The organism is Sorangium sp. So ce367, from assembly GCF_051520455.1.
GTDB lineage: Bacteria > Myxococcota_A > Polyangia > Polyangiales > Polyangiaceae > Sorangium > Sorangium cellulosum_B.
Genome location: NZ_CP150334.1, coordinates 8,191,821 through 8,206,594, shown reverse-complemented (window position 1 = coordinate 8,206,594; position 14,774 = coordinate 8,191,821). Strand labels below are relative to the sequence as shown.

Here is a 14,774-nt window from a genome sequence, read left to right as displayed (position 1 = left end):
AGCGAGGGGAGCCCCGCCGCACGGCCGTGCCCGCGAACAGAGCCACCTTGTGGCTTCGTCGGAGGCACAATCGCGACGCCACGACACTGCGACGCGACGCGTTAACTGTCAAGGCCTCATGTCGATTTTGTTGCCGTCGTTTTTCCCTAGGTTGTTTGATGAGGACGCTGCGGCGGCCATCGCGTTCGCTCGGCAGGTCAAGGAAGGGAGTCACCCTATGTCGCTCGCGCGCTGGAACAAGGCCACGCCACCAACGCTGTTGTGGCTTCTCGTGGTGCTGTCGCTGCTCGCCGTTCCGTCGCTCTCGATGGGGCAGGCGCCTGACGCGCCGACGGCGGCGCCCGCCGCGGGCGCGGCGCCAGCGACGCCCGCGGCGAAGGGCGCCGCAGTGCAGGCGCAGGCGCACGGGCCTCCGCCGGACTCGTGGGCTGGACAGCTCGAGATGCTCTCTCGCTGGGTCGACCAGCGCGGCGGCTCCGGGGGCTGCGAGGAGCGCTGTTACGCGCTCGATCGGCTGCGCATCACGGGCGCGGTGGGCGAGGGGCCGCTCCAGTTCGAGCTCTCGGGCGGCGTGCTCACGGACCGCCCCGTGGCCGTGCCGCTCTTCGGGCCGCCGGCGCACCTCCGCATCGAGGCCACGCTCGACGACGGACGGCCCGCGTCGCGCCGCGAGGCCGCGCCGATCAGCTTCGAGGACGACCACTACTACCTCTGGACGGCCGCGCGCCGCTTCGTGCTCCGGGGCAGCCTGTGGCTCGAGGGCGACCTCACGCTCCTGGTCGCCGGCCCGCTCAACACGTTCGAGGCCGACATCACCGGCGGCTCCGTCGCCGAGGGCGCGCGGCTCTCGGGGCTCCGCGGGGCGACGCTCCACTTCACCCCCGACGGCGGCGCGGGGTCGCAGAGCGCGGGCCCCACGGTCTTCCAGCTGTCGCGCGCGGTGCGGGTCGGCCGGGAGATCGGCTTCGAGTACCGGCTCGTCATGCGGTCGGGCAGCGACCTCGGCGTCGTGCGCCTGCCGCTCGCGTTCGGGGAGAAGGTGCTCGACGTCGCGGGCGCGAGCGGCTTCCGGGTCGAGGGCGGCGAACTCGTGCTGCCCACCTCGGGCCGCGCCGCGGAGATGAAGATCTCGGGCACGCTCCCGAAGGTCGGCGCCTTCTCGCCCGATCCGCGCTCCGCCTACGAGTGGTGGCTGTTCGAGTCGGATGCCGAGCACCGCCTCACGGTGAAGGGCGACGCGCGCCAGGTCGACGCCGCCGAGTCGCCGATCCCGCGGACCCAGGCGACGTCGCGGCTCCTGCTCGTGCAGCGAGGGCAGCGCGTCGAGGTCGCTGTCGAGCCGCTCTCGGGGGTCGAGGTCCTCGCCGCGGTGGTGCGCGACCACCGCCGCACCCTGGTCCTTACCGAGCGCGGAGACCTCGTGGCCGACGACGCGCTCACCTACGAGAACAACGGCATCGATTACCTGACCTACGCGCCGGGCGGGCGGCCGATCTACCTCGCCACCGACGGGAAGGCGCAGCGGATCATGCACCAGGGCAAGGCCGCGGAGGAGGTCCTCGTGCCGCTGCAGACGGGGAGCCACACGATCCAGGTGCAGTCGCTGGCGCAGGCGGCGGTGCACTCGCTCGGAGGAACCCTGGAGCTGCCGATGCCGAGCTACCCGCTCACCGCGAGCGAGGTGGCGCTGACGGTCGGGCTGCCCGATCGCGTGGTGCCGCTCGCGCTGCTCGGCGGCGACCGGCCGGTGTGGTTCGCGGACGCCGGCGACGCCTTCGCGGTGGCGATCGGCTTCGTTGCCGCGTGGATCGCCGTCCGCCCCGGCGGGGCGACGAGCCGCGGGCGCGTGCGCGCGCTGCGCGCGCTGGGCGGGCTGCTCATGGCGGGCCTGTGGTTCCTGGCGCCCGCGACGTTCGTGGCGCTGCTGGTCGGCATCGCGACGGCCGTGGCGGCGTGGCTCGCGGGGCGGCTCCTCGGAGGCCGCGGCCGCGCCGCCGCGATGGTGGTGCTGCTCGGCCTGGGCGGCCTGGCGCTCCTGGTCGGGCTCTTCGCCGTCTCGGCGAGGAGCTACAGGGCGGAGCGCTGGAACTCGACGTACAGCGAGTCGGCGGCGCCGGCGCCCGCCGCCGTGCGCAGGGCCAAGGACGACGATCTGGCCAAGGGCGGCGGCGCGCTCGCCCCTGGAGGCGCGGTGCTGGAGGGGGTGACGCCGGTCGCGCTGTCGCTCCCGGCCTACGAGCGGGCCGTTCAAGCGCGCCGCGAGCTCGTCACGCGCGAGCGCGCCTTCCGCCCCGTGCTCGTCTACACGACCTCCTCGGCGCTCGTGCCGCTCGTGCTGCTGTGGCTGGCCGGGGTGACGGTGCTCCTCGCCGCGCACCGCGCGCCGCTCACGGCGCTTTACCGGGGCGCGGCCGCGCGCCTCGCGCGCAGGCCCGAGGACGACGCCCAGGGGGATCCTCCGGCGCCTGTGCGCTGAGGCCGATCGACCGTCATGGCGTGGTCTCCTCGCCTCGCCGCGGCCCTCGCGCTCCTCGCGCTCCTCGCGCTGGTCGCGCTCCGCATCGCACAGCTGAGCCCTCCTGACGTCGTCCCGGCGAGCGCGCCGCCCGAGGTGTTCTCGGCCGAGCGGGCCAGGGCGCACCTCGCGCAGATCGCGGCCGAGCCGCGCCCCACCGGCTCGGCGGGCCACCGGCGGGCGCGCGACTACCTGCTCGCGGAGCTCTCGAAGCTCGGCGTGCAGCCCGAGGTCCAGCGCGCCTCGGTCCTCAGCCGGCAGTGGGGCCTGCCGTACGACGCGGCGCGCGTCGAGAACATCGTGGCGCGGCTGCCGGGCGCCGACAGCACCCGGGCGGTCGCGCTCGTCGCGCACTACGACTCGGTCCCCGGCAGCCCGGGCGCCGCGGACGACGGCAGCGGGGTGGCGGCGCTCCTGGAGGCGCTGCGCGCCCTGAAGAGCGGCCCCCCGCTGCGCAACGACGTGCTGCTCCTGTTCACCGACGCCGAGGAGGGGGGCGTCCTCGGCGGCAAGGCGTTCATGGACGAGCACCCGCTGCGCGGCGAGGTGGGGATCGCGCTCAACTTCGACGCCCGCGGGGCCGGCGGCGTGGTCGCGATGTTCGACACCGGGCCCGGCGACGCCTTCCCCGTCCGCGAGCTCGCCAGCGCCGCGGCCTACCCGGTGGCGTCGTCGCTCTTCCCCGAGGTCGCGCGGCGCATGGGCCACAGCACCGATCTCAGCGTCTTCAAGCGGGCCGGGATCCCCGGGCTGAACTTCGCCTTCACCGACGACGCCGCGCACTACCACGCCCCGTCCGACACCGTGGCCAACCTCGACCTCCGGAGCGTGCAGCACGCCGGCGACTACGCGCTCTCGCTCGCGCGGCGCTTCGGCGCGCTCGACCTCCGGGATCCCGGGCGCGGAGACGCGGTGTACTTCAACACGTGGGGCGCCCACCTCGTCTCGCACCCGATCGGCTGGACGCTCCCGATCGCCGCGCTGGTCACCTGCCTGTTCGCGGGCGTGGTGCTCCACGCGGCGCGGCGGCGGGCCGCTTCGCCGGGCAGGATCGCCGCGGGGCTCCTCGCCTTCCTGGCGCTGCTCCTCGGCGTCGCCGCGGCCGTGGGCGGGCTCGCGTGGATGCTCCGCAGCGTGCATCCGGCCCTCCGGGTGATGCCGTTCGAGCCGTACAACGCGCCCGCGTACCGGCTCGCGCTCGCGCTCGCCGCGCTCGCGGCCTCCGCGGCGGGCTACCGGTTCTTCCGGCGGCGCCTCGGCGCCTGCGAGCTCGCCCTCGGCGCGCTCCTCCTGTGGCTGTTGCTCCTCGCCGCGGCGAGCCTCTTCATGCCGGGCGCGAGCTTCTACTTCGCCTGGCCGCTCGCGTTCACCCTGCTCGGGCTCGCGGCGGTGACGATCCGGCGCGGCGACGCCCCGCCCACGCTCGCGGACGCCGCGGTCCTCGTCGCGACCGCGGTGCCGGCGGTCGCGCTCGCCGTGCCCGGCCCGTACCTGTTCTTCGTCGCGCTGGGCCTGCCGAAGGCGGCGGTGCCGGCCCTCGCCGTCGCGCTCGTCTTCGGGCTCTTCCTGCCGCACGCCGAGCTGCTCGGCGGCGGCCGCTCGCCGCGGCTCTCGCTCGCGTTCGGCGTCTCCGGCCTCGCGGCGCTCCTCGTCGCCTGCGCCACCACGGGCTTCACCGAGGCGCGGCCCCGACCGGCGAGCCTCGCCTACGCGGTCGACGCCGCCGCCGGGAAGGCCCACTGGCTCTCGGCCGACCGCGACCTCGACCCGTGGACCGCAGCGTACTTTCCGGATGATCGCGGGCAGGCGCCCTCGTTCGCCGTGCCGTTCGTGCGCGTGACGCGCCAGGGCGAGGCGCCGGCCCTCGCCCTCCCGGCGCCGTCGCTCACGGTGCTCGGCGACGTCCGGCGCGACGGCGTGCGGGCGCTCCGGCTCCGCGTCGCCTCATCCCGGGGAGCCCCCTGGCTGTTCGCCGAGGTGACGTCCCCGAACCGGGTGATCCGCGCCGAGGTGGACGGAAAGGGCGTGGAGGAGCGGGGTCGCGCGGCCGACGCGAAGCGCGATGTCCGCTGGGGGTTCACCTACATGGGTTTGCCGCCGGAAGGTATCGAGTGGTCGCTGGAGGTCGAGGACTCCGGGCCGATCGAGATCCGGCTGATGGACCAGACCTACGAGCTCCCGCGCGAGCTCGTGCGCGGGCCGCGGCCGAGGGAGATCATGGGCGTGCCGTACCGCCTCGCAGATTCCACGTTCGTCAGCGGGTCGTTCCGGCCTTAGCCCCGGCGGGCTCGCGGAAGCGGGCCCGCCGCCGTCGCTGCCCAGGGTAGGTGAGCGGGATCAGTCGAGCGGATCAGTCAACGAAGATGGGTTCGCAGTTCGTGAACGCGAGCGTCGACTGGATGGTGAAGTTCGACTCGCTCGTGTGCCGCTCGGCGTGGAAGAAGTCGAGCGCGTACTCCTGCCCGGGCGTGATCCCCAGCTCGTTCGCCATCGCGTCGAGGTCGAGCCTGTCGTTCTGCGGGCCGTGGAGGCCGCCCAGATCGATGGCGAGCCGGTTGTTGATGAACACCCAGAGATCGTCGTCGCCTGAGAACCTGAACTCCTCGCCGCCGTTGTACACGAACGTCATGTGGAGCTCGAACGTGAAGTGGAAGTTATGCTGCCTCCCCTCGTTCCCGAAGCCCTGCTCGTCGATGGGGAAGAAGGCCCGGTTCTCGTAGGTGGCAATGCCGTCCGCGCCGACGACGGGCGTGATCGTGAACTGGATGGGCATGTTCACGCCCTCGACGTCGCGGTACCACTGGTTGAACTCCTCGGGCCCCGTCGTGTGCGCGGTACCGCCGTCATGCGCATAGACGGGCTTCTGATCCGGGCCCAGCTCGCGCTGGACGATGCCTTTCAGGCCCTGGCCCGTGAACGTCTCGAAGTCAGGGTGCCCCTCGCTGTCTTCGTAGGCGCGGAAGTCGCGCACGATGCCCGTGAGGCTCGCGTTGCACCCGTTGCCGCTGCCGCTGCTGCCGTTCCCGTTGCCCGCGCCCGCCGACACACCGGACCCGAAGTCGCTGCCGCCCGTGCCCGAGCCGTACCCCGCGCCGGCGCTGTTGCTGGAGTCGCTCGCACCATCGGTGCCGCCCCCGCACGCGACCCCGGCCAACACCAGCATGGTTGCGAGCGGAGTACACCAGTTCGACTGTAGCGGCCTAAGCATGTAAAGACTCCTTCTGTGGGGGATACCGCGCGTGGTCTGCGCGTCCGTTGTGCGTGGTTTGCGCATGTTTTGCGCGTTGTGTGCGCGCGGGCCTCGGCATTACGAGCGCCGGGATGGGCGGTCGCCGAGGGCGCAAGCGAGACAGCAATTCTATCTCGTCGCAATGGCGGTGCGATCCAGAAAATTGCCGCCGTGCGCTGGCAGCACGAGGTCGAAGCGGAGAAAAGTGCAACCGAGCGACGGCCGCACGAGCGCCGGGCAGGCGCCGAGATGTAGGTGGTTTATCGAGATCCGCCGCCGCAGTGGGCGCCGAGGCGCCGCGACAGCGCGGCCGGGAGCCGCTCGCAAAAACCGTCGTGCCGGGGCAGGGGCTCGCGCCGCGCGGTTTGCCAGAACAGCACCGGACCGAGCCGGCGCTCGCGCGCGTGCGCCATGAGCGCGGCCATGGCCTTACCGGTGTAGACCGGCTCCAGCAAGATCCCCTCGGCGGCGAGGGCGTCGCAGGCGGCGAGCGACGCGGGCGTGGGCGATCCATACCCGCGGCCCAGGTAGCCGTGCACGACGTCGATCGGCGCCGCAGGGGGCACGGGCGCGACGCCCCGCCGCGCGAGCGCGGCGCGGAGCTCGGCGGTGAGGGCGCGGAGGCGGAAGCGCGAAGCGAGGAGGCGCTCGACGACGGCGACGGCCACGACCCGCGAGCGCAGGCCGCCGAGCGCGAGCCCGACGGCGAGCCCGGCGGCGGTGCCGCCGGAGCCGAGCGGCACGTAGACGCGCGCGGGCTCGGGGAGCTCGCCGGCCCGGATCTGCGCGCCGAGCTCGAGCGCCGCGCGCGCCGCGCCCAGCATGCCGAGCGCCGACGTGGCGCCGAGCGGCACGATCGCCGCCCCGTCGTCGTCCCGGGCGCGGAGCGGCAGGAAGAGCGACGGGCGCGCGAGCGCGAGCTCGAGGCGCGACGGGTAGAAGCGGATCGAGGCCGGGCCCGAGGCGGTGAACGCGAGGTTGTCGAGCACGCCCCTGGAGAGGTCGGTCCAGAAGAGGTGCGCGTGCACCCTCCGGCCGAGCCGCTGCGCCGCGGCGACGAGCGCCGCCACGTTGCCCGAGCCGATGCCGCCCGCCGCGGACCACGCCGCTGCGGTCGAGAAGGGCGGCGCGGCGAGCACGTAGTCGAGCTTCCGCATCTTCATCCCGCCGTGGAGGGGCTCGCAGAGGTCGTCTCGCTTGACGCCGAGGAACTCGACGCCGAGCGCGGAGGCGAGCCGCGGCAGCGCCGTGACCGGTGAGGGCGCGCCGACCCAGCCGAGCCGGGGAATGCGGTCGATCATCCGAAGGGCGGCTGCGTCGCGCAACGGGGGCACCTCGCGAAGGGTGTAAGGCGCTCGGGCGATCGGGCAATCGGGCGAGCGGGCAATCAGGGGGTCAGGCGAGCCGGCGATCGGGCAATCAGGGGTCAGGGGGAGCTGGCGGTCAGGCGCTCGCGCGATCGGCGATCACCCGGGGGTGCCGGCGCGCTGCCCCGCGAGCGTCGCGTCGGGCTCCAGGACGAGGAGGCGCACGCGCCCCGAGGCGCAGAGCCGGCCCTCCTCGTCGTAGACCGAGCCTTCCCAGACCTGGGTGCGCCGCCCGCGGTCGAGCGGGCGCGCGGTGGCGCGAAGCCGCCCCGACCGGACCGCGCGCAGGAAGCTCGTGTGGTTCTCGAGCCCGACGACCGAGCGGCCGTCCGGCAGGGCATGGAGCGCGGCGCCGATCGACGCCAGCGTCTCCACGATGCCCGCGTGGACGCCGCCGTGGACGATGCCATAGGCCTGCCGGTGCTGCGGCCCGATGTCGAGCTCGGCCTCCACCTCGTCGCGCGTGGCGCGGATCAGCCGGAGACCCATGGCGCTGATCCAGCCGTCGATGGCCGCGGCGTTCAGCGCGGCGGCGAAATCCTCGGGTTCCCCTTCGGCCATGGCGGCAGCGTAGTACACGCTTTGCCGGGAGCTTCCGGCGATTTCTCCCCGGGGGCGCGGGCGCGTCAGCGCGTCATCCGGATGCCTTCTTCTCCAGGAGATCGGCGAACTCCTCGCGCAGCTTCGATTTGAGGAACTTGCCGGTCGAGGTGCGCGGGATCCGCTCGAGGAAGAGGTACTCGTCCGGGAGCCAGAACTTCGCGAAGCGCGGCTCGAGGAGGGCGTGGAGCTGCTCCTTCGAGGCGCTCTGGCCCTGCCGCAGGACGATCGCGGCGAGCGGGCGCTCGCCCCAGAGGGGGTGGCGCGCCGCGAACACAGCGGCCTCCAGGACGGCCGGGTGGCTCATGAGCGCGTTCTCCAGCGCGACCGAGCTGATCCACTCGCCGCCCGACTTGATCACGTCCTTCGTTCGATCCGCGATGCGCATGTAGCCCTCGCCGTCGATCGTCACGACGTCGCCGGTCTTGAACCAGCCGTCCTTCGTGAAGCGGTCCTCGCCCTCGCCGCCGAAGTACGACGAGGCGACCCAGGGGCCCCGCACCTCGAGCTCGCCCATCGTCCTGCCGTCCCAGGGCAGCGGCCGGTCGTTCGCGTCGACGTGGCGCTGATCGATGAACGGGACCGGGTAGCCCTGCGACGCGCGCGTCTGCAGCGAGGCGGCTGGGTCCTCGTGGAGGCGGCCAAGGCTGCTCCGGACGTGGGCGACGGTGCCGAGCGGGTTGGTCTCGGTCATCCCCCAGGCGTGGAGGACCACGAGCCCGTGGCGCGCGCGGAAGCCCTCGATGAGCGCGGGGGGCGCCGCCGAGCCGCCGATCACCATGGCGCGCATCGACGAGAGATCCCAGCGCTTCGGGTGCTCGTCGAGGAGCGCGAGGATCCCGAGCCAGATCGTGGGGACGCCCGCGGCGAACGTGACGCGCTCCCTGGCCATGAGATCGAGCAGCGACGCGGCGTCGAGGTGCGGGCCGGGGAGCACGAGGCGCGCGCCGGTCGCGATCGCCGCGTACGGCAGCCCCCAGGCCATCGCGTGGAACATGGGCACCACCGGAAGGACGATGTCGCGATCACGGAAGCCGAGCGCGTCATGCATGCAGGAGACCAGCGTGTGGAGCACGATCGATCGGTGGCTGTAGGCCACGCCCTTGGGGTTGCCGGTCGTCCCCGACGTGTAACAGAGCATCGCCGCGGAGCGCTCATCCAGGCTCGGGAAGTCGAAGTGATCCGGCTCGGGCGCGAGCAGCGCCTCGTAGTCGAGCCCGTCGCCCGCCGCCGGATCCACGGGCCCGTCGTCGTCGAGGACAAGGACGCGCTGGATGCTGCGGACCTCCGGCGCGAACTTGCGGAAGAGCGGGAGGAGCGAGCGGTCGACGACGACGACCTTGTCCTCGGCGTGGGAGGCGATGTACCCGAGCTCGCTCGGGTGGAGGCGCAGGTTCAGGGTGTGGAGGACCGCGCCCATGGCCGGGACGCCGAGGTAGAGCTCCAGGTGCCGGGCGTGGTTCCAGCAGAGCGTCGCGACGCGGTCGCCCGCGCGGACGCCGAGCCGCGTGAGCGCGTGCGCGAGCTTCGACGCGCGGCGGTGGAGATCGGCATACGTGGAGCGGGAGACGGTCCTGTCCGGGTTCTGGGTCACGATCTCGCAGCGCGCGTGGTACGTCCGCGCCCGGTCGAGGAAGTGGGTCAACGTGAGCGGGTAATCCATCATGCGGCCGGCGAGCATGGGCGGTGCCTCCTCGTCCCGCGCGAGGCGCGGGATCCGTCGAGTCAGGAGGGCGCTTCAAGGGCGCCGCGAGACCGCGGCGCCGCCCCCCGAAGCGGAGGCTAGCGGCTCGCGGGCGGCGCCGCGCAGGGAATGCGGCGCGCGGGAGATGCGGGGCACGCGGCGTCCGGGCGAGCGGCGCCCGGCTCCGCGCCGGCGGACTGATCCGGCGCCCCGGAGCTCTCGAGAGGGGGCGGGGGATCGCAAGATCCTCCAAGAGCGGCGCGCGGCGCCCTCATTAGATTCGACAGCGAACGCCGACCCGAAGAGGTCGCCAGCGCACGAGGTCGTCCATGGCTGAGCTCATCCTGCACAACTATCCGTTATCGCTCTTCGCGGAGAAGATCCGCCGGATCCTCGCGTACAAGAAGATCACGTGGAGATCGGTCGAGCAACCGATGATGGCGCCGAAGCCGGAGCTGACGCCGCTCACGGGGGGATATCGGCGGATCCCGGTCTTGCAGATCGGCGCGGACATCTATTGTGACACGGCGTGCATCGCGCGGCGCCTGGAGCAGATAAGGCCGGAGCCTTCGTGCGTCCCGCCGGGCCAGGCCGGGCTGGTCGAGCTGATCGAGGACTGGGCGGATCATCGGTTGATGTCCCAGGCCGTGCCGCCGGTGGTCGTGGAGATGTTCGCCGTCCTGCCGCCAGGCATCCTGGCCGATCGCGCGGCGATGTCGCCGGCGCTCAGCAAGGACGCGATCTTCCAGGCGGCGCCGCACGCCCTGAGCCAGGCGCTGCTGTCGCTCGATCGGCTGGAGCGCCAGCTCCGTGGCCGGCCTTTCCTGCTGGGCGACGCGTTCTCGATCGCGGACGCGGCGTGCTTCCACCCGGTCTGGTTCCTGAACCGGAGCGCCAGGCTGTCCGCCGCGATCGAGGCGCGGCCCGCGCTCGCGGCGTGGTTCGCGCGCATCGAGGCGTTCGGCCCCGGCGACGTCCGAGCGATGACCGCCGCCGAGGCGCTCGCGGCGGCCCGCGCGTCCGAGCCGGCCGACGTCGCCGGCGGGGAGACCGCGACCGGAGAGGGCCTGTCGCCGGGAGACGCCGTGACGATCACGGCTGACGATTACGGTCCAGAGGAGACCCGGGGCGTGGTCGTGCGGCTCTCGGCCGCCGAGATCACGATACGACGCAGCGATCCGGACGTGGGGGAGATCGCGGTGCACTTCCCGCGCGCCGGATATCGCATCAGGAAGCAGTGAGCCGCGCCGCGCGCCGGGGCCAGCGCGCTCTGCGCGCCGCCGCGGTCCTCGCTAGCTGCCCGTGCTCGACATCGCGCGCCGGAACGCGCGCATGTGGAACTCGCGCTGCTCGTCGGGATAGATGTGCTCCTGCCCGATCGGGCAGGCGCGGCGCGACAGGCACCCTCCGGTCATGCACGTTGCGCCAGGCCCGGCGTCGAGGTGGCCGACGCACGCGGCGACATCGTAGCTGCCAGGGGAGAACGCGGACACGGGGCAGGCGCTCAGGCAGGGCTGGCCGGCGCACGAGACGCAGGGGCTCGCCAGATCCTCGCGCGGCGGGAGCGACAGCCGCTCCGCGAACACGAGGGCGGCGCGGTACCCGTGCCAGAGGCCGAATCGCGGGTGGATGAGGATGGCGAGGGGCGACGGGGACAGCGCCTCGGCCTGCTGCGCCCAGCGCTGGAACGGCCAGTAGGGAGGGCCGGTGAAGGGAAACAGGGCCGTCGCGCCGAGCTCGGCCGCGAGCGGGGAGACGACCGCGGCGGTCCAGTCGTCGAGCGCGAGATCGGGGGCGTCCTTGCGGGCGCGCGAGAACGCGCGCCACATCGACGGGCCGGCGTTGCCGAGCAGGACCAGCGTCCCCGCGGGGAGGTCGCTCGCCGCCGGCACGCCGTCGCCCTCGCGCGGGTGGAAGCCGCCGCGGAGCGGGAGGCCAGCGCGCTCGCAGCGCGAGGAGAGATCCGGCCAGCTGATCGGCATCACCGCGCGATAGGGCGCCTGGGCCTGCGCGGCAAGCGAGCGGTGGCGCTCAGTTCACGTCGACGTAGAAGTCGAGGCTCTTCAGGTTCGTGATCGGGCCCTCCCAGATTTCGAACCCGACGGCGACCGCGTTGACCGTGTTGCCGGGCACGCTGATGCCGCGCGTCTGCGCGTCGCGCACGAAGTCCATCACATCGAACTCGATCTCGTAGCTGTCTTGCCCCTCGGCGCGCACCCAGTTCACGATCGGCAGGCCGTTCACCATGCCGTTCCAGATGTTCCACTTGCCGGGGACGTTCGCGACCTCGATGCCCTGGTGCGCGCTGTTCGGCTGCCCGGCGGGCTGAAAGCGCGTCGGATCGCGCAGCCACACCATGAGATAGCCCTGGAGCTGCGTGCCGTTGCCCATCCAGATGTCGAACGCGGCGTTGTACTGGCCCTCGTTGCCATTTTTCTCCCAGCGCCAGCCGGTGCGCAGGCTCTTGATGGAGCTGCTCGGCGCCGGCAAGCCGCAGTCGGGCACCTCCCTCACCGAGTATCGGCCGCAAAAGACGGTCGGGTACGAGGCGGGCTGACCCATCGAGCCGGCCGAGCCGCTCATGCTCTCCACCGTGAACGACGTGCCTTCCCACGAGACGGTGTGGTTGCCGAAGCCGGGGCCCCAGCCGTTGGTGATGAGCACGTACGGCGTGCCGTCGCGGGAGACGAGGCCTGTTTCATACCGCTCGCTCGATTTGCCGGAGCCCTCCATGGCGCCGTTGCCGAGCTCGGAGCCCGGGTTCGCGGTGCCGCCGGTTCCCGCCGTTGTGCTGCTCGCGTCGCCGCTACCTTCGGTCCCCGCCGCCGCGCCGCCGCCGGTTCCCGCCGCGGTGCTGCCGGTGCTGCCGCTGCTGCCCGCGCCGCTGGTGACGCCGGCGCCGCTGGTGACGCCGGTGCTGCCCGAGGTCGAGCCGCCGCTGCCGCTCGCGGCGTCGCCCGTCGAGGCGCTGGCGCTCGGTAGCCCGCCGGAGCTCGCCGCAGCGCCGGGGTTTCCGTCGTCAGCGTCAGAAGATCCAGAGCAGCCGGCGGCGAGAGCCGCCGTCAGCGTGAGAAGTGCAAAAGATTCAGCCAAGGTAGGGGCGCGCATGGCGCGCAACATACCCCTGCACACAGGTGCACAGCGGTGCGCGGCACCGCCGTTCGCAAAAAAGCAGCGCGTGACTTGAACAATTGCAGCATCAGCGATGGCGTCACCACGCGACTCGAAAAATGTGGCGTGCGCCGCGTCACGCGCTTAGTGGGCTTGACGTCGCTCCGGCGACCTCGGTGCTTTGCGCGTTCGCGTGGGAGCGCCGCTCGACATCGTCTTTGCGCCCATCGAGGGTCGGAGTCGCCAGAGAACGCTCGAACCGTGTCTCTCTGATCTTCATCGATGCTTCGAGTCGCTCGATGACGGATGAGGCTGTTGGGCGCGGAGATGAGTGCGTTCCGGGAAAGCGTGGAACTGGGTGATCGAGTGCGCGTGCTCCTCCCCGGTTCCCACGTTCTGGTCTAGAGTGCCGTCGTGCCCCGGAGGCTCCACTGTCGGCTCGGGACCGCGGCAAAGTCCCCTCTCCCCCGCGTGTTCGCTCGCGCCGGACGCGCACCCGCGAGCGCGCCATGAGCCTGCCGCGCCCGCGGGTCACGCTCCACTTCGCCCAGACGCTCGACGGCCGGATCGCGGCCCGGGACCAGCGCGTCATGCTCAGCACGCCCGCCGGGCTGGTGTGCGCCCACCGGGCGCGCGCGGAGCACGACGCGGTGCTCGTGGGGATCCGCACCGTCGTGATCGACGATCCGCGGCTGACCCTGCGCGGGTGCGAGGGGCGCCAGCCGATGCGCGTTGTGCTGGCGAGCGCCCTCGGCGTGCCGGAAGGGGCGCGCCTGCTGCAGCCGCCCGGCAGCGGGCAGCCGGCCGGCGGGCGCGTGGTCGTCTTCGGCGCGGCGGGGCGCGCGCCGCGCGCGGCGCAGGCGTGGCTCGAGGAGCGCGGCGCTGAGGTGATCGTCGTGCCCGCGGACGACAGCGGCCTCGTCTCGCTGCCGCACGCGCTGGCCGAGCTCCACGCGCGCGGCGTGCGGCGGCTGCTCGTCGAGGGGGGCGGCGCCGTGCTCACCTCGTTCCTGCGCGCGCGCCTCGCCGACCGCGCGGAGGTCGAGATCGCGCCGCGCTTCCTCGGCGACACGGCGATCCCCGCGGTCGGCGCGCTGGGCGAGGCGCCGCTCGCGTCGGCGATCGACCTGCGCGAGCCGGCGGTCGAGCTCCTCGGGGGCAACGTGCTGCTGCGAGGGGAGGTGCGTTATCCCGACTGACGCGCCCGCCCCGCCCGGGGCCATCACGCCGAGCGACGCCGCCCCGCCCCCCGCCCGGGAGCTCTGGTTCGTCCGTCCAGGGCTCGTCGAGGTGCGTCCGGGGGCCCCGCCGCGCGCGCCCGGGCCCGGCGAGGTCGTGGCGCGCGCGCTCGCCTCGGGCGTGAGCCAGGGGACGGAGCTGCTGCTCTTCCGCGGCGAGGGGCCGACGCCGTTCGACCCGTCGCTCGACGCGCCCGACGCTGAAGCCGCGCCGACCTACCCGCGCCGCTACGGCTACGCGTGGGTCGGCGAGGTCGTCGCCCGCGGCGAGGGCGCGGCGCTCGGGCCGGGCGACCGCGTCTTCGCGCTCGCGCCCCACGGCGATCTCCACCTGCTCGGGCCGGGCGCGGCGCGCGGCCTGCCACGCTCGATCCCGGCCGAGCGCGCGGTGCTGGCCGCGAACCTCGAGACGGCGATCACGTGCGTGTGGGACGCGGGGGTGGGGCTCGGCGACGCCGTGGTGGTGCTCGGCGGCGGGGTCGTCGGGCTGCTCATCGTGGCGCTCGCGCGGCGCGCCGGGGCCGTGGTCCGGCTCGTCGAGCCGAGCGAGCGGCGGCGCCAGATCGGCCTCGCGCTCGGGGCCGCGGCGGCGCTCCGGCCCGAGGACGACCGGCCGCGCGGCGACGCGGACGCCGTGATCGCCGCGACCGGCCATCCGGAGGAGCTCGACCGCGCGATCGCGCACGCGGCGCGCGAGGCGACGGTGACGGTCGCGTCGTTCTACGGGGCGCGGACGAGCCCGGTCGCGCTCGGCGCCGAGTTCCACCGCCGGCGCCTGCGCCTGCGGGCGAGCCAGGTCTCGACCCTCCCGCCGGAGCGCGCGCCCCGCTGGGACCACGCGCGGCGCTTCGCGCTCGTCCGCGCCCTCCTCGAAGACCCGGCGCTCGACGCGCTGCTGGACCCGTCCGTCCCGCTCGACGCGGCGCCGTCGGTGTACGCAGAGCTCGCGGCCGAGCCCGGGGCGCGGTTGCAGACGGTCTTCCGGTACGGCGCACGATCGGCTACGCGAGAGGCACCCTAGAAGTCAGAG

11 protein-coding genes are annotated in these 14,774 nt (G+C 73.6%); 5 read left to right on the top strand and 6 right to left on the bottom strand.

Going from position 1 to position 14,774, the window contains the following annotated elements:
• The first annotated feature begins 217 nt into the window (after positions 1 to 217).
• Together WME97_RS31050 and WME97_RS31045 are read left to right on the top strand one after the other, a co-directional pair.
• Positions 218 to 2,476 carry a hypothetical protein gene (locus WME97_RS31050; RefSeq protein ID WP_437542623.1) on the top strand — a complete coding sequence of 753 codons (2,259 nt, stop codon included), beginning with the start codon at positions 218 to 220 and terminating at the stop codon, positions 2,474 to 2,476.
• Between the two features lie 15 nt (positions 2,477 to 2,491).
• Positions 2,492 to 4,792 carry a M20/M25/M40 family metallo-hydrolase gene (locus tag WME97_RS31045; RefSeq protein WP_437542622.1) on the top strand — a complete coding sequence of 767 codons (2,301 nt, stop codon included), beginning with the start codon at positions 2,492 to 2,494 and terminating at the stop codon, positions 4,790 to 4,792.
• 73 nt (positions 4,793 to 4,865) lie between these two features.
• Here the strand turns inward: WME97_RS31045 and WME97_RS31040 are convergent, their stop codons facing one another.
• The 4 genes from WME97_RS31040 to WME97_RS31025 form a co-directional block, all read right to left on the bottom strand.
• Positions 4,866 to 5,678, bottom strand: a complete 813-nt coding sequence (locus WME97_RS31040; RefSeq protein WP_437542620.1) for a fibro-slime domain-containing protein — start codon at positions 5,676 to 5,678, stop codon at positions 4,866 to 4,868.
• A gap of 326 nt (positions 5,679 to 6,004) precedes the next feature.
• The gene (locus WME97_RS31035; protein WP_437542619.1) at positions 6,005 to 7,045 is read right to left on the bottom strand and encodes a 1-aminocyclopropane-1-carboxylate deaminase/D-cysteine desulfhydrase; all 1,041 of its coding nucleotides are present in this window, start codon (positions 7,043 to 7,045) and stop codon (positions 6,005 to 6,007) included.
• A 165-nt stretch (positions 7,046 to 7,210) separates the two neighbouring features.
• Positions 7,211 to 7,672, bottom strand: coding sequence for a PaaI family thioesterase (locus WME97_RS31030; RefSeq protein WP_437542618.1), 462 nt, complete (start codon positions 7,670 to 7,672; stop codon positions 7,211 to 7,213).
• 73 nt (positions 7,673 to 7,745) lie between these two features.
• On the bottom strand, positions 7,746 to 9,392 hold the full coding sequence (locus WME97_RS31025; protein WP_437542617.1) for a long-chain fatty acid--CoA ligase: 1,647 nt from the start codon (positions 9,390 to 9,392) through the stop codon (positions 7,746 to 7,748).
• A gap of 332 nt (positions 9,393 to 9,724) precedes the next feature.
• Here WME97_RS31025 and WME97_RS31020 point away from each other — a divergent pair, with 332 nt between their 5' ends.
• On the top strand, positions 9,725 to 10,636 hold the full coding sequence (locus WME97_RS31020; RefSeq protein WP_437542615.1) for a glutathione S-transferase family protein: 912 nt from the start codon (positions 9,725 to 9,727) through the stop codon (positions 10,634 to 10,636).
• Positions 10,637 to 10,687: 51 nt separating this feature from the next.
• Here the strand turns inward: WME97_RS31020 and WME97_RS31015 are convergent, their stop codons facing one another.
• Both WME97_RS31015 and WME97_RS31010 read right to left on the bottom strand, forming a co-directional pair.
• The gene (locus WME97_RS31015) at positions 10,688 to 11,377 is read right to left on the bottom strand and encodes a hypothetical protein (RefSeq protein WP_437542613.1); all 690 of its coding nucleotides are present in this window, start codon (positions 11,375 to 11,377) and stop codon (positions 10,688 to 10,690) included.
• 49 nt (positions 11,378 to 11,426) lie between these two features.
• Positions 11,427 to 12,503 (bottom strand): GH12 family glycosyl hydrolase domain-containing protein, encoded by a 1,077-nt coding sequence (locus WME97_RS31010; protein WP_437542612.1) that lies wholly within the window; start codon positions 12,501 to 12,503, stop codon positions 11,427 to 11,429.
• A gap of 512 nt (positions 12,504 to 13,015) precedes the next feature.
• Here WME97_RS31010 and WME97_RS31005 point away from each other — a divergent pair.
• The gene (locus tag WME97_RS31005) at positions 13,016 to 13,705 is read left to right on the top strand and encodes a RibD family protein (RefSeq protein WP_437542611.1); all 690 of its coding nucleotides are present in this window, start codon (positions 13,016 to 13,018) and stop codon (positions 13,703 to 13,705) included.
• Between the two features lie 91 nt (positions 13,706 to 13,796).
• Positions 13,797 to 14,765: a zinc-binding dehydrogenase gene (locus WME97_RS31000; RefSeq protein ID WP_437542610.1), complete on the top strand. Its 969-nt coding sequence runs from the start codon at positions 13,797 to 13,799 to the stop codon at positions 14,763 to 14,765.
• Positions 14,766 to 14,774 lie beyond the last annotated feature (9 nt).